Source organism: Pseudogracilibacillus sp. SE30717A (genome assembly GCF_037071985.1).
In the GTDB taxonomy this organism is placed as follows: domain Bacteria; phylum Bacillota; class Bacilli; order Bacillales; family Amphibacillaceae; genus Pseudogracilibacillus.
Genome location: NZ_JAXHDF010000006.1, coordinates 230,799 through 249,175, shown reverse-complemented (window position 1 = coordinate 249,175; position 18,377 = coordinate 230,799). Strand labels below are relative to the sequence as shown.

The 18,377-nt window shown below is 35.1% G+C and carries 15 protein-coding genes; 5 read left to right on the top strand and 10 right to left on the bottom strand.

The genetic code is table 11. The features are described 5' to 3' along the window. Nucleotides 1–5: 5 nt before the first annotated feature. Both SPD48_RS11780 and SPD48_RS11775 read left to right on the top strand, forming a co-directional pair. The gene (locus tag SPD48_RS11780) at nucleotides 6–1,160 is read left to right on the top strand and encodes a CaiB/BaiF CoA transferase family protein (protein ID WP_336258305.1); all 1,155 of its coding nucleotides are present in this window, start codon (nucleotides 6–8) and stop codon (nucleotides 1,158–1,160) included. 17 nt (nucleotides 1,161–1,177) lie between these two features. Next, on the top strand, nucleotides 1,178–2,371 hold the full coding sequence (locus tag SPD48_RS11775; protein WP_336258304.1) for an acyl-CoA dehydrogenase family protein: 1,194 nt from the start codon (nucleotides 1,178–1,180) through the stop codon (nucleotides 2,369–2,371). 408 nt (nucleotides 2,372–2,779) lie between these two features. On the opposite strand, the gene SPD48_RS11770 is transcribed toward SPD48_RS11775, so the two are convergent. From SPD48_RS11770 to SPD48_RS11750, 5 genes are all read right to left on the bottom strand, one after another. Next, nucleotides 2,780–3,082 carry a DUF3870 domain-containing protein gene (locus SPD48_RS11770; RefSeq protein ID WP_336258303.1) on the bottom strand — a complete coding sequence of 101 codons (303 nt, stop codon included), beginning with the start codon at nucleotides 3,080–3,082 and terminating at the stop codon, nucleotides 2,780–2,782. A 13-nt stretch (nucleotides 3,083–3,095) separates the two neighbouring features. Next, nucleotides 3,096–3,851: an IclR family transcriptional regulator gene (locus tag SPD48_RS11765; protein WP_336258302.1), complete on the bottom strand. Its 756-nt coding sequence runs from the start codon at nucleotides 3,849–3,851 to the stop codon at nucleotides 3,096–3,098. Nucleotides 3,852–4,141: 290 nt separating this feature from the next. Further along, complete coding sequence (locus SPD48_RS11760) at nucleotides 4,142–5,317, bottom strand: saccharopine dehydrogenase family protein (protein WP_336258301.1); 1,176 nt, start codon at nucleotides 5,315–5,317, stop codon at nucleotides 4,142–4,144. A gap of 76 nt (nucleotides 5,318–5,393) precedes the next feature. After that, nucleotides 5,394–6,890 (bottom strand): aldehyde dehydrogenase family protein, encoded by a 1,497-nt coding sequence (locus tag SPD48_RS11755; protein ID WP_336258300.1) that lies wholly within the window; start codon nucleotides 6,888–6,890, stop codon nucleotides 5,394–5,396. 28 nt (nucleotides 6,891–6,918) lie between these two features. After that, nucleotides 6,919–8,577, bottom strand: a complete 1,659-nt coding sequence (locus tag SPD48_RS11750) for a thiamine pyrophosphate-dependent enzyme (RefSeq protein ID WP_336258299.1) — start codon at nucleotides 8,575–8,577, stop codon at nucleotides 6,919–6,921. Nucleotides 8,578–8,813: 236 nt separating this feature from the next. Between SPD48_RS11750 and SPD48_RS11745 the strand changes: the two genes are divergently transcribed. The 3 genes from SPD48_RS11745 (at nucleotide 8,814) to SPD48_RS11735 (ending at nucleotide 10,839) form a co-directional block, all read left to right on the top strand. Continuing rightward, complete coding sequence (locus tag SPD48_RS11745) at nucleotides 8,814–9,191, top strand: VOC family protein (RefSeq protein WP_336258298.1); 378 nt, start codon at nucleotides 8,814–8,816, stop codon at nucleotides 9,189–9,191. Between the two features lie 209 nt (nucleotides 9,192–9,400). After that, nucleotides 9,401–10,678 carry a helix-turn-helix transcriptional regulator gene (locus SPD48_RS11740; protein WP_336258297.1) on the top strand — a complete coding sequence of 426 codons (1,278 nt, stop codon included), beginning with the start codon at nucleotides 9,401–9,403 and terminating at the stop codon, nucleotides 10,676–10,678. Beyond that, complete coding sequence (locus SPD48_RS11735) at nucleotides 10,675–10,839, top strand: hypothetical protein (protein WP_336258296.1); 165 nt, start codon at nucleotides 10,675–10,677, stop codon at nucleotides 10,837–10,839. Before SPD48_RS11740 ends, SPD48_RS11735 begins: the two co-directional genes overlap by 4 nt. A 126-nt stretch (nucleotides 10,840–10,965) precedes the next feature. Here the strand turns inward: SPD48_RS11735 and SPD48_RS11730 are convergent, their stop codons facing one another. The 5 genes from SPD48_RS11730 to SPD48_RS11710 all read right to left on the bottom strand — a co-directional run bounded on the left by SPD48_RS11730 (nucleotide 10,966) and on the right by SPD48_RS11710 (nucleotide 18,304). Beyond that, on the bottom strand, nucleotides 10,966–12,060 hold the full coding sequence (locus SPD48_RS11730; RefSeq protein WP_336258295.1) for a citrate/2-methylcitrate synthase: 1,095 nt from the start codon (nucleotides 12,058–12,060) through the stop codon (nucleotides 10,966–10,968). A gap of 402 nt (nucleotides 12,061–12,462) precedes the next feature. Continuing rightward, complete coding sequence (cydC, locus tag SPD48_RS11725) at nucleotides 12,463–14,184, bottom strand: thiol reductant ABC exporter subunit CydC (RefSeq protein WP_336258294.1); 1,722 nt, start codon at nucleotides 14,182–14,184, stop codon at nucleotides 12,463–12,465. Beyond that, on the bottom strand, nucleotides 14,177–15,901 hold the full coding sequence (cydD, locus tag SPD48_RS11720; RefSeq protein ID WP_336258293.1) for a thiol reductant ABC exporter subunit CydD: 1,725 nt from the start codon (nucleotides 15,899–15,901) through the stop codon (nucleotides 14,177–14,179). The genes cydC and cydD overlap by 8 nt, the downstream gene beginning before the upstream one ends. Beyond that, nucleotides 15,901–16,914 (bottom strand): cytochrome d ubiquinol oxidase subunit II, encoded by a 1,014-nt coding sequence (gene cydB, locus SPD48_RS11715; RefSeq protein ID WP_336258292.1) that lies wholly within the window; start codon nucleotides 16,912–16,914, stop codon nucleotides 15,901–15,903. Before cydB ends, cydD begins: the two co-directional genes overlap by 1 nt. Next, nucleotides 16,904–18,304 (bottom strand): cytochrome ubiquinol oxidase subunit I, encoded by a 1,401-nt coding sequence (locus tag SPD48_RS11710; protein ID WP_336258291.1) that lies wholly within the window; start codon nucleotides 18,302–18,304, stop codon nucleotides 16,904–16,906. The genes cydB and SPD48_RS11710 overlap by 11 nt, the downstream gene beginning before the upstream one ends. Between the last annotated feature and the right edge of the window lie 73 nt (nucleotides 18,305–18,377).

Here is an 18,377-nt window from a genome sequence, read left to right as displayed (position 1 = left end):
ATAGAATGAATGGAGCGCTGAACGGTATTACAGTCCTGGATTTATCTCGTGTTCTAGCTGGTCCATACTGTACAATGATCCTTGGTGACTTAGGTGCTGATGTTATCAAAATTGAATCTCCTGATAAGGGAGATGATACAAGAAGATGGGGACCACCATTTAAAAATGAGGTTAGCGCCTATTATCTATGTGCAAACCGTAATAAAAAAAGTATTACACTAGATTTAAAGTCTCCCTACGGTCTACAACAAATAAAAGAGCTTGTGCTAGATTCCGATATTATTATTAATAATTTTAAAGCTGGGACGATGGAGCGATTCGGCTTAGGTTATTCTGTTCTTTCAGCAATCAACCCAAAAATCATTTATTGTTCCATTACTGGGTTTGGAGAAACTGGACCTTACAAGAATATGCCAGGATATGATTTTATTATTCAAGCAATGAGTGGATTAATGAGTATTACAGGTACAGAAGAATCGGGTCCTCAAAAATTAGGGGTCGCTATCGTCGATGTATTAACTGGTTTGTATGCAAGCACTGGAATTCAAGCCGCTTTAATAGAGCGAGAAAGGTCCGGCAAAGGCCAAAAATTAGATCTTTCACTTTATGACTCAGCTGTCAGCTCGTTAATTAATATAGGTAGTGGCTATTTGATAAATGGTAAAATTCCAAAGCGATTAGGTAATGAACATGCAAATATTGTTCCTTATCAAACTTTTATTACGAAAGATGGAGAAATGGTAATAGCTGTTGGAAATGATCATCAGTTTCAAAGTTTATGTAAGATTATCGGACAACATGAACTCGCGGATGACCCTCGCTTTCAAACAAATCCTTCTAGGGTCAAAAATCGATTAAAATTAATTCCTATTTTGCAGAGGGCTTTCTTACAACAGTCAACTGCTTACTGGAAAAAGCGATGTGACACATCTAATATCCCTTGTGGTCCTATTCAAGATTTAGAGCAAGTGTATAACGACCCTCAACTTCAATTTAGAAACATGTTTATTGATATGGAGCATCCGTCTGCCGGTGCAATTAAACTGATTGGTAGCCCTCTTCACTTTTCAAGAACACCTGTTTCTTACCGACACTATCCTCCTGATTTAGGAGAACATAATGAAGAAATTTTAAAAACAAATAAAAAAATAAAGAAATAAATAAGGAGATGAGTTTGATGGATTTTCAATTTACGGAAGAACAGAATATGTTAAGGAATACGGTTAGAAGTTTTGTAGATCAGGAAATTATGCCTTATATTGCAAAATGGGATCGAGAAGGATATTTTGATCCGGCCATAATCAAAAAATTAGCTGATTTAGGATTAATGGGTGTATGTATACCCGAAAAATATGGCGGCAGTGGAATGGACTATAACGCTTTAGCGATCGTTTGCGAAGAATTAGAACGTGGAGACACTGCTTTTAGAACCGCAGTTTCCGTACACACTGGATTAAACAGCATGTCCATTTTACAATGGGGAACGGAAGAACAAAAGCAAAAATATCTCGTTCCTCAGGCACGTGGAGAAAAAGTCAGTGCATTCGGTTTAACTGAACCAGGTGCTGGATCAGATGTTGCCGCTATGCAGTCGACAGCAGTGAAAGAAGGAGATTATTATATTTTAAATGGACAAAAAACTTGGATTTCTTTATGTGATGTAGCAGATCATTTTTTAGTTTTTGCATATACAGATAAAACTAAAAAACATCATGGAATTTCAGCTTTTATAGTGGAAAGAGAGTGGGAAGGTTTTTCCTCAAAAGCAATTAAAGGTAAATTAGGTATTCGTGCAGGTAATACAGGGGAGATATTTTTTGATAACTTAAAAGTGCCTAAAGATAATTTACTCGGAAAAGAGGGTGAGGGATTTAAAATTGCCATGGCCTCGCTTGATAATGGTCGTTTTACCGTTGCTGCTGGAGCTGTTGGGCAAATTATGGCATGTATGGAAGCATCAATCGATTACTGCCATGAAAGAGAGACATTTGGTAAACCAATTGGTAAACATCAACTCGTTCAGCAAATGTTAGCAAATATGGAAGCGGGTTTGCAGATGAGTCGTCTACTCGTATACCGAGCCGGAGAATTAAAAAATGAAGGAAAACGCAATACTCGAGAAACTTCTCTAGCCAAATGGCAAGCATGTGATTTTGCCAATAAAGCAGCTGATGATGCTGTCCAAATCCATGGTGCATATGGATTTTCAGACGAATATCCAGTTGAACGTTACCTGAGAAACTCTAAAGCACCAGTCATATATGAAGGTACACGTGAAATTCATACAATTATGCAAGCAGAGTATGTATTAGGCTACAGAAAAGATAAACCTTTAAATAAAATGCTACCTGCTTGGGAGCCTGAGGCATAATTATGAAGATAAAGGAACCAATCGTCTAGTTTAGTCTACAAAGACGTTTGGTCTCTCAATCTATTAATTAAGGCAATCAATCTGCAAGAGGCGATTACCCTACACTCTCCATTAAGTGTTCATTTCAGATCACTTAATCAAGAGGGAATCGTCTCTCCTTGAATCTGGCACCATTTTTGCATTGGCGCAGAGCGCGCTCACCTTGCATAGTGGGAGTTTACTTTGCACAGAGCAAGCGACACTTCGCAGAGCGGGACTTCACTTTGCAGAGCGGAACTTCACTTTGCATAGATCGAGCGACACTTTCCAGAGCGTAAGTTCACTTTTCATATAGAGCTTTGCACGCTTATTGTCCGCATCAAGACTGTATATCTAAATGGTCAAAAAATGAGGATCCTAAATAGAGTATCACATCTTTTCATACTGTTTATATAAATCTTTTAAAGCTGATTCCAATGCACTTCCTGCTTTACCAAGATAGTGTTCTCGGATTTTTTTTACAGGGGCATCTATTCCATCTTGTAAACTGTATCCACGTAAAAGTTGCTCTACAAACTTTTGAGCATGGATAGTGGCAAGTGTACAGCTAGTAGAAACAATTACACCATACTTTTTATCAATTTCAGCTGTAATCGTTAACGTTTCATATATACTTTTAGCGGCCATCCCTGATGGTAATCTTGCATGACCAGCAATAAATATCGTATTCATCTTCATTCCCCCATCATCCTTTATATCCTAGTTGTTTGGATATTCTCCGAGCTGTTTCACTTCCATGCCGCTTCATTAATTCTAATTTTTCATCTTGAAAACGGCTTGATAGTCCACTTATTGCTAATGCTGCAACAACTTTGTTTTCATAATTAAATATGGGAAATGAAATACCGGTTGTATCTGCATCTTGTTCATCTACACTATAAGAAAATTGCTGTTTTCTAATTTCTTGTAGTTCTTTTACTAAAGCCCTTTTATCAATGATACGATTTGTTAATGAAAATAAAGTCGGAGCTTTTAATAATTCTTCCTGTTCGTCTTCTGGTAAATGAGCAAGTAACATTTTAGGACCTGAGCCGACATATAAAGGAGTACTCCTTCCGATTTTTGTATGCAAACTTAATGCTCTTCTACTATTTACTTTTTCTATATACGTTGCTTCTTTTTGATACATGACTACTAGATGGATTACTTCATTAATTTCTTCTGCTAACTTTTCCATATGAGGTAAAGCAACCTCTCTGAGTTCAAGTCTTTCCGAAACTAAATTGCCAAGTTCCAAAAGTTTTAATCCTAAGCCGTATCTGCTGTCATGAGCACTTTCTTTAACCTTATAGAGTAATCCATGATTTTCTAATGTAGAAAGAAGGCGATATGCTGTCGGTTTTGGAAGATTAGCTTTCTGTGCAATTTCTTGTAGAGATAATTCTTTTTCATTAATAAATAAATCAAGTATGGATACTGCTTTCATCACACTTTGATTCATAATTATACCTTCCTTCAATTAAATATACGGTAAATGATTAAAAACTGATGCTGGTGCAAAAGTATTTTTATTAAAGAAAAGACGAACTATGTTAGGTTTATAACAGCTTCGGAAATATACTCCGCTTTCCACGGGTACGGTCTCAGCTTCTGTAGCTCCTTTTTCAAGTCGCTACAGGGATCTTCGGACTCGTACTGTTCCCGTAGGAGTCTACGTATATTTCCTACGCTTACCTAATATAGTTCGTCTTTGTAGAAAATGACTTACGTTATGTGCTAGCCTCGGGAAAATCAAGCATTTGCAATCTCTGATGATTGGGTTGTTTCCTTTTCAAAAATTTGAACATTTCTATTCTTTAATTCATTAATATATAGATCTCCTGGTACGATTTGCTCGGGTGGATAAACCCCTTTTTTATGAATTGTTCCGTCCCCTATCATTTGTGCGACAATGGAAATTGTATTAGCTGTAGCTCTAGCCATTGCTGTGACATTGTTAATGCGATCTTTATATGTTGTCATTTCATATGCATACGTTTTTTCCTCATTGGCTTTTTTACCAGAAACAAGTACACGTAATAACACAGCATCATCTTTATCTCCCAACTCAACGATTGGGTCTAACACCTTTAATAACACGTCACGGGGGCTCACTTTTACTCCATTTACATCAACTTCATATTCTCTGCGCGTTAAATTTAAATCAACCAGTAATTGAAATTTCTCTGCGTGACCAGGATATCGGATTGTTTTATACTCTAACGTTTTTAAATTTGGATAAGAATGTGATAAAGTTGATGTTCCACCCGAAGTGTGAAAAGCTTCTAATGGACCGAACTTTTCAAAATAAATCCGCTCCACTTCAGATAATGAAGGAACTTCTTGCTTAATTCCATTCCGGATAATGAGTGATGGATCTGTATAGTGATCAAATACTCCTTCCATTGAAAATACGTGATTATATTCTAGGGGACGTTCCGGATTTAATGGAATTCCTCCCACATATAATTTTAATGATTCTAATTCATCCAGCTTACTTGCACCATATCCAGATAAAATATTAATCATACCGGGCGCAACTCCTAGGTCTGGAATAACGGCTACCCCATTCTCTTTTGCCTCTTGATCAAGCTCTAATACTTTATCTGTTATATGTCCGATATGCCCACCTAAATCTACGGAACTCACTCCGACCTTAATTGCAGTCTGAGCTACAATTTCATTAAAAGAATAAAACAATGCATTAATAATTACATCAAATTGTTGCATGAAATTTGCTAAATTTATTGCATCAGCAGCATTAACTTCATATGCAGATAGTTTAGTTGAGCCAAGCATATCGCAAACTTGCTGTGCTCGGCTGAGATCTATATCAGCTAACCCTACATATGAAACTTTCTCACTCGCAACTAAGTCTCTTGCTGCTTCTTTACCCATTAATCCTGAACCTAATACACCTACTTTCATCTGATCAGCTCCTTTTGATTACATTACTTCTAATATATAAAGGACGTCATAAATATGTTAGTTTCTCTGAGAAGTTTTATTCAACGTCAATTTGGGCACGCTGTAACTTACCACTATAGTCGACATAAACAGCTTTCCATTCTGTAAATACATCTAATGCTTGAACACCTGAATCACGATGTCCATTACCTGTTCCCTTAGTACCACCAAATGGCAAATGAATTTCAGCTCCTGTAGTTCCAGCATTGACATATACGATTCCTGTATCTAAATCTCGTTGTGCTTTAAAAACACGATTCACATCTTGTGTGAAAATAGAACTTGATAATCCATATGTGACACTATTATTAACTTCAATCGCTTCTTCAAAAGATTTTACTGGTATCAATGAAACGACCGGACCGAAAATTTCTTCTTGTGCAATACGCATATCACTAGTAACATCTGTAAATAAAGTTGGGGCAAAATAATTTCCTTTACCCAATTCGCCTTCAGTTAAAGCATAGCCTCCTGCTAACAGTTTTGCACCTTCATCTTTTCCGATACCAATATAATTTTTTATTTTTTCCATCCCAGCTTTATTGATAATAGGGCCTATTTTAACACTCTCATCTAAACCATTTCCAATCGTTAATTTCTCCATTTCTGTTTGAAGTCGTTGTTCAAGCTCTTCTTTAACATCTTCATGAACGATCACACGACTACATGCTGTACATCTCTGTCCACTCGTTCCAAACGCACTCCAAACGATGCCTTCTACAGCTAAATTTATATCCGCATCATCCATCACGATAACTGCATTTTTACCACCTAATTCTAAAGACACCTTTTTCAATTGTTTTCCACATTCTCCGGCAATATGGCTTCCAGTTTCGTTTGATCCTGTAAAGGAGATAACTCGTATATCGTCATGATGAACCATTGCATCTCCTACCGTACTCCCTTTTCCGTAAACTACATTGAGAATTCCTTTTGGTAATCCTGCTTCTTCGTATATTTTTGCAAGTTCATACGCCATTATTGGGGTTTCAGTTGCCGGTTTCCAAATAACAGCGTTACCTGAAATTATTGCAGGAAAGGACTTCCATGTAGCAATAGCAATCGGAAAGTTCCACGGAGTAATAATACCTACTATACCTATAGGTGCTCGAACACTCATCGCAAATTTATCCTTTAATTCTGCATTCGTTGTCTGGCCAAAAAGTCTTCTTCCTTCTCCCGCCATATAAAATGCCATATCGATTCCTTCTTGTACTTCTCCTCTTGCCTCTTCAAGGACTTTCCCATTTTCAAGAGTTAATAACTTTGCCAAATGTTCTTTTCTTTCTTTCATGATTTTACCAACTTCATATAATACTTCCGCACGTTGAGGAGCAGGCGTAAGAGCCCATTCTTTTTGGGCAATTTTTGCTACTTTAACTGCTTTATCAACAGAATGTTCATCTGATAGAGGTACTTGAACAACCTCTTCGCCTGTGGCTGGGTTAATTACAGCCGTATATTCATTTCCAGCTTCCCATTCCCCATTAATAAAATTTGAAAGTTTTTCTACATTCAATAATGCTTTTGTCATATGAATGCCTCCTCTAAAATATATCGAACTAATTTTTAGCTCGCTCTCTAATTTGCTGAATTGTCGTAGCAACTGAGATTTGTTCTTTTTCTGTAATAATTTCAATAACGGATACTTGATCACTTGTTAATGCTTCAAGCAACGCAGAGTCAAAATCCTCGATTTTGTTCACTGTATAACCAACGGCACCAATACTTTCAGCTAATTTCTTAAAAGAAACATATCCTAAATCAGTGCCGATAACTTTTTCTGGATAATGCATCTCCTGGTGCATCCGTATCGTTCCATACATATTATTATTAAATACGAGACAAATGATCGGAATATGATATCTAACTGCGGTTTCCAGTTCATTAGCAGTCATCATAAAACCGCCATCACCTGCCAGGGCGACTACCTTCTTTTCAGGAAAAGCAAGCTTTGCCCCAATCGCTGCTGGCATTCCATACCCCATTGCGCCAGAAGTTGGACCTACATATGTATGCGGTTTTTTAAATAAATAGAAGTTGTGCATCCAGCTGGCAAAATTTCCTGCATCATTTGTAAGTAGTGAATCTTCTGGTAACTTACGTTGTATAGTAGCAATAACTTGTTTATTAATGACATCTGATTCAATTATGTTTAATTTACTTGTTTCTGCATAAGCCGCTCTCTTTTCCATTGCCCACTCTTTCCAAATAGGTGTTATTTCGAAGTGACTAAAAGCAGATAAAGCTTCCTTTACATCTGCCACAATCCCTATCTCCGGATTATATACCTTACCTAATGTTTCATTATTAATGTCGATATGTATTAATGAATGGTGATCTTTAAGTAATGTATAATCTATTGTCGTTACCTCAGATAAACGTGTTCCTAGAGCGATAATTGTGTCTGCTTCCTCGATCATTTGGTTTACGTATTCACTTGTACTTAACCCTAAATGTCCTACAAATAAATAATGATCGTGAGGGAATGCATCATGTCTCCGAAAAGCTACAATTACAGGTAGATGAAATTTTTCAGCAAAGGAAAGAAGAACAGATTCTGCCTCGGAACTTTTTACTCCACCACCTACTATTAACAAAGGACGCTTAGCTTGCTTTAATCGGTGTTTAACGTCTGTGACCTCTGAATGCGAAGGTGCCGGTCTTGGCTTTTTAAAGACTCCTCTGAATCTCATCTCTGCTTGCACTGGTAATACATCTTCCGGTAAGGAAATAACAACGGGACCAGGCCTGCCAGATTGGGAAACCCGAATTGCTCTTTCCATAATTTCTGGCATTCGTTCCGCATCTCTAACCTCCACAGCCCATTTGGAAATTGGTCCAAAAAATTGGTCTAAATCAACTTCTTGAAAACCTTCCCTTCCTCTAAATTTACTATGCACTTGGCCAAGTAATACAATCATCGGTGTAGAATCTTGTAATGCTGTATGCACTCCAATTGATAAGTTCGCTGCACCTACACCTCTCGTCGCTAAGACTACACCTGGCTTTAACGTAGACTTAGCATATCCCTCAGCCATAAAAGCAGCGCCGCCTTCATGTCGTGCAGAGATTACCTGAATACTAGATTCATCATATAAAGCATCTAAAATCGGTAAATAACTTTCACCAGGAACGCAAAACACATGCTTTATCTCTGCATCCTTTAAAACAGTTACTATTGCCTGTGCCGCAGTCATCATTTTTTTATTGACTGTCATGAACGTGTCTCCTTTTCACCTTAATGAGATACCGCCCTCTTTCGACAAAAGTTGAAATCGCTTCCATTTAACATTTCATTTAATGAAATGTTGTTTCATAACGATTTAAGTATATCGTATTTATCTAATGAATTCAATCTAATTTTGTCAAAATTAACACAAATAGCCAAATATAATTGATAAATTGGCTATTGTAAATTATCCTGTATTAAATAACATTGAAAAGGAGTAAATAGATGAGTGTACTTTTCAGAGTAGAACTATATGTAGATGAAATAGAACAATCAATTCAATTTTATGAAAATATTATCGGATTAGAACTTTCTGGCCGAAATGATCGGTGTGGCCGTTTCAATTATGATTGCTTTTCTTTATTGCTTACAGCTAAGTCTTCTTTAGAAGATGATCACTATTTTAATAAGAAGGCTAACAGCAACATAAAAGGAAATGGGTTCGAATTAATAATTGTTGTAAATAAATTAGAAGATGTATATCAGCGTTGTTTAGATGCTTCGTATCTAATAGAAGTTGATACAGAAACCTATCCTTGGGGCATGAGAGGCTTTAAAATCGCAGACCCGGATGGTTACTTTTTACGTATCACTTCAAAATAGTATCTAAATTTTTGGGATTGAAAACTATTTATCTAATAAAATCTCTTGAAAAACTATCATTTTACAAAAGTTATCGATTTTTAACCAAATAAATCGACGAAAACACAGTCAATTTTGGATATAACCAAAACTCCGACCAAAACATCAAAAATTCCTTAATGAGCTTGAACATTGTACATAATAATTATACTATTTAGGTGGAGATAGAAATGCATATAGGAAAAAGAATTCGTTACATAAGAATGAAAAACAATCTCTCTCAAGAAAAATTAGCAAAAGGTATTGTATCAGTTAGTCATCTGAGTAATTTAGAATCTGGCAGGTATTCAGCGTCAGAGGATACGATCCGATTTCTAGCTAAAAAACTTAAAGTAAATGATAGTTATTTATTGGATTGTAATAATCCTGATCAAAACTTAGAAAAACAACTTTCGGTATTATTCGATACAATCCTATCAGATGTTATAAACACTTCAAAAATATTGACTACTATTCAGGAGCCAATAAATTGTATCCATCAAGAATGGACTTATTTCTATTTAAAATGCAGTTACTACTATAAAGTAAATGAGTTAGATAAAGCAAAAGACTTAGAAGACAGCATATTAACTTATTTTATCTCTGATAATGATAATTTGAATGAATACCCTCAGTTACTTAAGCAGGGTTACTATTACTATAAAGGTATATCTGCTTATAGAAAAAATAATTTAGAATCGAGTTACTACTTTTTTAATATGTTACTAGAGACAGTTCGTCATTCAACTAGTATATGTGCAGATATGAATTTTAACTTAGCTTTAACAAGTTATCAATTAGCCGATTATTTTAAAGCTAAAAAACATGCCGATGAATCTATCAAACTTTATATAAATAACGGTGATCTGGAAAATTTAGCTATCGTACATAATTTATTAGGAACAATATACTGTGATACTTTTATGTTTAAAGAAGCATTACAAGAATTAGAAAAAGCGATGAACTACTCCAAAATATTAAAATTCAACAGTCACAAAGCACGAGTCTTTCATAATCAGGGACTCGTTTATAAAGGAATGAATAATCTTTCGGAAGCTTTAAAACACTTTATGAAGTCTTATGAACTAAAAGTAAAGATCAAATCTGAAAGTATTCTAGTTACACTAATTGAAATTATTGAATGTCATATAATACTTAATCAATATAGCGAAGCAAAAAAATTAGCAAGAACTTCATCGCAATATCTCAAAACAGAAAGAGATTATCACCGATTATCTTCATTAAAAGGAAGTATTGATTTATATGAAGATAGTGAAGCTGAATTTATTAAGAAAAAAACAGAAGCTCTAAATTATTTTATAGATAATAATTTGTTTAAAAATGCAAAAGGAATAGCAAAAGAATTAGGAGATTTTTATTTCAAAACTAATAAATATAAAAATGCTGCAACCTATTATAGGATGGAGCTAAATAATTTTCCAAATAAGAAAGGTGGTGAAGAACATTGAAAAAATTAATGACTTTGGCGTTACTTCTAGGGTTTGCATTTTCTGCACTACAATCTGGCTTAATCGACATACATAATGGAGACAATGCAGATATTAAATCTGTAAACCCTAACAATGGTATTATTGGTATTAATAACGGCGATAACGCAGACATCAAGTAAACGCAAAATAATTACCCCCTATGATATACAAAAACAGCACTTCCTCATATATGAGAGTGCTGTTTTATTTTTAATTAAAAAGATAAAAAAAATAATGGATGAGAACTGTTTACTCATCCATCCGAATTATTTAGGAAATATTTCTTCATATAAAACTTGTGGATTAAATAATTTCCTACTTTTTGATTGATCAAGTATATTTGCTGTCCAACCAACTATTCTGCTCGCGGTATAAGTTGGTGTAAACAATATTTCTGGAATGTCTACTGCTCTTAATACTGCTGCAGCATAAAATTCTACGTTTGTGTAAATTTTTCTACCTGGCTTATATTCCTTCAGTAAACGAATTACAGTTTGTTCTACAAAATATGCTAAATCAAGTAATTTATTTTGCCCTAATAGAGATCTAGTAACTTCTCTTAAAGCTAGAGCGCGTGGGTCTGGGGCTTTATATATATAGTGACCGAATCCCATGATTTTTTGACCACATTCCAATCGGCATCTTAACCATAATTCTGCATTTTCTTTATCACCAATTTTATTTAGCATTTCAATTACTTTTGACGGAGCACCACCATGTAAAGATCCTTTCATTGCTCCAATTGCTCCTGTTACAGCAGAAACCATTTCTGATTCGGTGGATGTGATTACTCTAGCTGCAAAGGTCGATGCATTTACTCCCTGTTCCATTGTTAAAATTAAATAAGCATTCAATGCTTTTACTTGAGCTTCTCTAGGTATTTCACCTGTTAACATATAAATATAGTTTTCTACATGTCCTTTATCTAATGATGGAGGGATAAAATCCATGCCTCTTTTTTTCCGGTATATGTACGCAATAATAGTTGGGGTGACAGAAGTTATTTCTATTGCTTGTTCCAATGTTGGTTTCCATGTATAATTTTTGGAGCCTAAAGCAGATATACATGTTCGCAAAATACTCATAAATTCCATTTCGGATGGAAGATTTTCCAATATATTCAAAATGTGCTTAGGCAATCTTCTTTTTGCATACATCTTTTCTTTAAATGTAATTAATTCCTCTTTTGAAGGGAGTGTACTATTCCATATTAAATAACATACTTCTTCAAACGTATAATGAACAGCTAACTCCATTGTATTTATACCACGATAAATTAAACGACCGTTTTTGCCATCGACCAAACTAATGTGATTATTCCCGGACCGAGTGCTACTGAACCGATTGCTTACTTGATTCATTTATATAATCCTCCTTTTTAAATAAATGAAATGGTGTCTGATCGTCATGACTCTTTCAGTCGCCTACATTTAAATTCCTATATTTTGAATATTCAATCTACTTACGAAAGAATTATTTGATAAAATTATCGGTTACATGTATGTTTATGCTATATTTAAATTATATCCTATCAATACTATCTGATTATGTAAACACTTTTTGAAGAGAATAAAAGTTGCCCAATAATTGACGAATAATTAATGATTTTACTCGTGATTTTTGTACAAGTAAGCCGGAATCGAATTGTTTTTAATCCAAAAAATCCGAACTATGATTTAAAGTCATTCCACAATAACTGTACATCAGTTCGGATTTACTATTATAGTGATATAAAAACAAAGACGAGCAAAAATAATTCCATACTATTCGTTTAACCCTTCATCCATTTCATACAGCTTACGATAATATTCATTCTTTTTAATTAATGTTACATGAGAGTCACGAATTTTTATTTCTCCACTTTCTAAGAAGATAATCTCATCCATCCATTCTGCTCCAGCTAAATGATGCGTTACCCAGATGATTGTTTTATCTTTCGCAGCATATAAGATCGTTTTTAATAATTCACTTTCCGTTTCAGGGTCAAGACCTGTTGTTGGTTCATCCATTAAAATAATTGGTGTATTTTGAATTAAGACACGTGCAAACGCAATTCGTTGTCTTTCTCCGCCAGAAAATCGCTTTCCCATTTCATCCATTTGTGTATGAATCCCTTTAGGAAGTTGCTTAATTAATTCATAGATTTGTGCTTGTTTCAATACCTCAATAATTTCTGCTTCTGTCGCATTAGATTTACCAATTCGGATATTGTTTGCAATTGTTGTATTAAATAAGTGTGGTTTTTGATTTAGAATTGAAACAACATTCGCTAACAGTGAGCGAGTCATTTTTATATCATTAATCATTATCGTTCCATTTGTAGGTTGCAAAAGGCCAGAAAGTAATTTTAATAATGTAGATTTACCTGTTCCGCTTTTTCCTAATACTGCAACTTTTTTTCCTGCATCAATTGTTAGAGTTAAATTATTAATAATGTTTTTATTTTCATCATCGTAGCGATAGCTTATATTTTGAAGTTTTACTACAGGTTTTTGAATTTGTAAATGACTTATTCCAACTGGTGCGTTATTGATATCTTGTTGATTTTGAATCTTTTCTATCCTTTGCAATGAATCTACATAAGCAGGAATTTCTTCGACAGCCTCACTTATTGGTAATAAAGCATCCGTTATAGAAAACATCATCAGGACAAATGCTGCAATAACAGTTGGTGAAATTACTGCTGAATCAACTTGGTTGTTTGCCCAAATCATTACAGCAATGATAGAAATTCCAGCAATTAATCGTAAAAGAGCATCCCTTATATGATTCCATCTTTTAAGATTGTTTTCTTTTTTCATCAATAAAAAATTCTCATGTGTAATACGATGAACTACTTCATTCACCCGTCCACTCACGACCCAATCTAATTGTCCAAATATAGCATCGGTTATATGCTGATATAGTTTTCCTTTTTTATCTTTAATGGCAATATGTTTTTTTCGCATAAGTACATAGGACATAATTGGTATTAAAAATACAATTACTCCAAGTAATCCAACCATTAATAACATGAATATCCAATCAAAAAAACCAAATACGATGGCTATTACACCATATACAAGGATTCCAATTACACTAGGAAATAATGTTCGAATATAAAAGTCCTGTAATTTTTCAATATCGTCTGATAAAACACTTAATATATCTCCCGTTTGATAACGTCTTTGAATATCAAGGGCTTGAGGTTCTAATATCTCGTATAATTTTTTTCGATAACTAGCTAATATACGTAGGACAATATCATGACCCATTAATTTTTCCAAATAAGGAAATAGAGCTTGCCCGATACTAAAAGCGCGCACAGAGACGATTGGAACGTAAACAATCATAATATTTTCAGGTCGAAGCGAAGATTTTGAAATTAAATAACCTGAAACAAATAGCAACATTGCAGCAGAAGCAATCCCTAAAAATCCGAAAAAAACAGAAAGAGCGATCCGACCTTTGTTCTGTTTGATATAAGGTAATACCCAGTCAGTCATTGCTCTCTCTCCTTTTCCGCTTAATAAACTGCTTATATTCATCATGATTATTTATTAATTCCTTGTGTGTACCTTGACCAATCAGTTTTCCATTTTCCAAGAAAAGAATAGTATCCATTTGTTTCATCCAGTGCAATCTATGTGTTGCTAAAAACACTAATTTATCTTGAAATACGTCAAGCATTAATTGTTTTATCTCGTATTCTGTTTCAATATCTAAGTGTGCAGTTGGCTCATCTAAGAAAATAATTGGTTTATTACTAACTAATGCTCGAGCAATCGCTATTCTCTGTTCCTGCCCCCCACTTAAGGATCTGCCACCTTCTCCAAGTCTTTCATTAATTCCGTTTGTCAATGTATCAATGAAAGATTTTAGGCCTATTCTTTTTGCAATATCAATTACCGCTTCATCCGATACATCCGGTTGATAAAATCGAATATTATCTGCTAACGAAATCGGAAAGATATATGGATGTTGTGGAATATAAGCAATATTGTTCAACCATTCTTCAAAATGTAAGTTGGAATAAGAATGATCATTTAATTTAATAAATCCTTTAACTGGGGTTAAACGACCGGCTAAAACATTTATTAACGTAGATTTCCCTGCCCCACTTGCTCCGATTATTCCAATCCAACCTTTATTGGCTTGAAAATTAATCCCATCAAGTAGCTTTTTATCGTCCATCTCTACCGTTACATCGTTAAATTCGATCTTAATCACACTTTCCAAACGTAGGGAATCAGATTGCGGCTCATTTTTAGTTAACGGATGACCTTCGATCAATTGATCAATCTTATTCATTGCAATTTGTCCGTCCAATGTTGCATGATAATCTTTTCCGACTTGTTTTATAGGTGAAAAATATTCTGGTGCTAACAGTAAAATAGTTAATGCTGGTAATAACATTATTTCTCCATCAATTAATCGTAGACCTAATCCGACAGCTACAAATGCGATCGACAAACTCGTAAAAAAATCTAGCGCAAAGGAGGATAAAAATGCTACGCGAAGTGTCTTCATCGTTGCTTGCCGATATTCTGAACTTACTCGATGAATTTTTTTGGCATGAGTACGACCTTTTCCTAAGTAAGTTAATGTTTCCAATCCCTTTAATGAATCAATAAAATGGTTGGACAATCGCGTATATGTTTTATATTGCTTATCTGCCATTTTCTCTGCTGCCATTCCAAGTAAAATCATAAAAATAACGACGATTGGCACGGTAACTACTAAAATCACAGAGGAGATCGGGTCGTAGAAGTAGACATAAATGACAATCGCTACAGGAATTATTGCTGTTTTTAGCATCCGGATACCAATTATTTCAACATATTTTCTAACATGGTCGACCCCTTCCATCGCTAGTGTAACGAGATGCCCAGTCCCAATTCGCTGAACAAAAGAAATACTTTGGTTAAAGTATACATCCATTAAACGATCACGTAACATACGAGCTGATTTTGATGCATACCGATCGGCCAACACCATCTCAATATGAACAATAATATATCGCAAAACAAATGCAACAAAAAAGAAGCCAATATCACTCATCACTTCTGTAATTGGCGTTCTCATAAATAAAAAGGTGATCGCCCAAGCTAAAAAATACGCTTGGGCAATAATAGCTGCAGCCTCACCTAAAATAAATATCGTTAATAACCCATGAACAAGTAAAGAACCTGGGTAGGTAGGAAATCCTTTATTTCGTTTCATTAATATTCCAACTCATCATTTTTCTTAATACGTTTTCTAAATACATAATAACTCCATATTGTATAGCCTAGAACAAATGGTAATAGGGTTAAGGAAAAATAAGTCATTACTTTTAACGTATAAGCGCCGGAAGCCGCATTATATACAGTTAAACTATAGGCATCCGAAATTGAACTGATCATCACCCGTGGAAACATTCCAATAAAAATACTTCCTGTTAATAAGATGATCGTTATGCTAGTTAAACCAAAAGCGTTTAGGTCTAATTTCTGTGTATTGTACAGATTTGCAAACAGCAAAGATATCCAAGCAAGGATTGGTAGGACCATAAATGTTTGCCCGTGAAATGTAAATACATCTGAAATTATATACCCTACGACTATAAATGCTAAGAAAAGAATAATAGTTATAGGAGCTACTTTCCGTCCAAGTTGCCGGGCTCTTTCTTGTAATTCACCTGTTGTTCGGATCGTAATAAATTGTAGCCCATGTGTGATCGTCAACATTAGAAACATCATTCCGCCAAGTAAAGCAAAAGGATTCAAAAATTGAAGAAATGATCCAACCATCTCTTTATCTTGATTGATTGGCATTCCGATCATAAAGTTAGCTAGAACAACTCCCCATAAAATCGGAGGTAAAAAACTCCCAATAAACATAGCCCAATCCCAGGTGTTTTTCCACTTATCGTTTTCTACTTTTCCGCGAAATTCAAAAGATACACCTCGGAGGATTAAGGCGAGCAGCATAAAGACAAGCGGAATATAAAATCCACTGAACATGGTTGCATACCAATGTGGATATGCAGCAAACATTGCTCCTCCAGCAGTAATTAACCATACTTCATTCGCGTCCCAAAATGGACCAATCGTATTTATATACACACGTTTCTCCTGATCATTTTTCCCTAAAAAACGAGAAACGATACCGACACCAAAATCAAATCCCTCTAATACAAAGAACCCAACGAACAAAATGGTTATTAAGATAAACCAAAATTCATTAAGAGACATGTTCTGCACCTCTTTCTTCATCGAAAGGATCTTGTGCTACACTAGGTTCAAATTCGTCATGGTTTTCTTTTTTAATATGACGAACGAACAAATAAATAGTAACAATCGCAAGAATACTATACATCGTTGTAAAAGCAATTAGAGAAAAAAGCATTTCATTTGCAGTAACAGATGGCGATACAGCATCCTCTGTTTTCATTAATCCAAAAACAACCCATGGCTGTCTTCCCATTTCCGTCAAAATCCATCCACAAGTGTTTGCTATAAATGGTAAAGCAATAGCAAATGGCATCATTTTTAAATAAAATTTGTTTTCTGGCAGCATACCTCTTCTAGTCGAATACATGCCATAAAACCCTAATAACAACATAACCCCACCAGCACCTGTCATGAACCTGAAAACCCAAAACAATGTCGTTACAGGGGGGATATAATCACCAGGTCCATATTTCTCCTCATACATTTCCTGTAATTGATTCATCCCTTCCAGGGATCCACTAAACTGATTAAAAGACAAAAAGCTGAGCAAATATGGGATCTGTATTTCAAAATCATTTACTTTATCATCCGGATTAACTGTTGCATACACGGTAAATGGAGCTGGATCTTCACTCGTTTCCCAGAGCGCTTCAGCCGCTGCCATTTTCATTGGTTGAGATTCCACAAGGTATTGTGCTTGCCAATGTCCTGTAAATAATATTGCGAATGCCGCAACAGCGCCAATAGTTATAGAAATTCTGAAAGATCGTTTAAACATATCGAGATCGTGTTTTCGAGCTATTTTCCAAGCACTTATCCCTGCAATAACAAATGCGCCTGTTGCTAACGATGTTAACAACACATGAGGGAATTGAGCCCATAAATGCGGATTAGTTAAAATCGCTCCAAAATTATTCATTTGCGCTCGACCATCTGCAAATTCGAATCCAACTGGATTTTGCATAAATGAATTTGCTGACAAAATCCAAAATGCCGATAATATAGTCCCGATAGATACGAGCCAAATAGACGCAAGATGTAATTTTTTTGATAGTCGATTCCACCCAAAAACCCATAACCCAATAAAGGTAGATTCCATAAAGAATGCTAATAAACCTTCAATCGCAAGTGATGGACCAAAAACATCGCCGACAAACCGTGAGTACGTTGACCAGTTCATACCAAACTGGAACTCTTGCAATATACCTGTTACTACACCAACGGCAAAATTAATTAAAAACAATACCGCCCAAAACTTCGTCATCTTTTTATATACTTCTTTCCCTTTGATGACATACAACGTCTGCATTACCGCTATAGTGAATGCTAATCCAATTGATACTGGAACAAAAAAATAATGGAAAATAGTCGTAGAAGCAAACTGTAGGCGGGCAATGATTAACGGATCCATTCATTCCATCTCCTTTGCCTTTATATAAACAAAAATATTTAACTAATATTGTATCTTCAGTATACGGGATATT

What these genes read in the sequence shown, in the direction of transcription:
- cydB (WP_336258292.1), bottom strand. Translation starts at nt 16,914, where the DNA reads ATGTCTCTTAATGAATTTTGGTTTATCTTAATAACCATTTTGTTCGTT.
- SPD48_RS11780 (WP_336258305.1), top strand. Translation starts at nt 6, where the DNA reads ATGAATGGAGCGCTGAACGGTATTACAGTCCTGGATTTATCTCGTGTT.
- SPD48_RS11775 (WP_336258304.1), top strand. Translation starts at nt 1,178, where the DNA reads ATGGATTTTCAATTTACGGAAGAACAGAATATGTTAAGGAATACGGTT.
- SPD48_RS11750 (WP_336258299.1), bottom strand. Translation starts at nt 8,577, where the DNA reads ATGACAGTCAATAAAAAAATGATGACTGCGGCACAGGCAATAGTAACT.
- SPD48_RS11770 (WP_336258303.1), bottom strand. Translation starts at nt 3,082, where the DNA reads ATGAATACGATATTTATTGCTGGTCATGCAAGATTACCATCAGGGATG.
- SPD48_RS11745 (WP_336258298.1), top strand. Translation starts at nt 8,814, where the DNA reads ATGAGTGTACTTTTCAGAGTAGAACTATATGTAGATGAAATAGAACAA.
- SPD48_RS11765 (WP_336258302.1), bottom strand. Translation starts at nt 3,851, where the DNA reads ATGAATCAAAGTGTGATGAAAGCAGTATCCATACTTGATTTATTTATT.
- cydD (WP_336258293.1), bottom strand. Translation starts at nt 15,901, where the DNA reads ATGAAACGAAATAAAGGATTTCCTACCTACCCAGGTTCTTTACTTGTT.
- SPD48_RS11710 (WP_336258291.1), bottom strand. Translation starts at nt 18,304, where the DNA reads ATGGATCCGTTAATCATTGCCCGCCTACAGTTTGCTTCTACGACTATT.
- SPD48_RS11740 (WP_336258297.1), top strand. Translation starts at nt 9,401, where the DNA reads ATGCATATAGGAAAAAGAATTCGTTACATAAGAATGAAAAACAATCTC.
- SPD48_RS11760 (WP_336258301.1), bottom strand. Translation starts at nt 5,317, where the DNA reads ATGAAAGTAGGTGTATTAGGTTCAGGATTAATGGGTAAAGAAGCAGCA.
- cydC (WP_336258294.1), bottom strand. Translation starts at nt 14,184, where the DNA reads ATGACTGACTGGGTATTACCTTATATCAAACAGAACAAAGGTCGGATC.
- SPD48_RS11730 (WP_336258295.1), bottom strand. Translation starts at nt 12,060, where the DNA reads ATGAATCAAGTAAGCAATCGGTTCAGTAGCACTCGGTCCGGGAATAAT.
- SPD48_RS11755 (WP_336258300.1), bottom strand. Translation starts at nt 6,890, where the DNA reads ATGACAAAAGCATTATTGAATGTAGAAAAACTTTCAAATTTTATTAAT.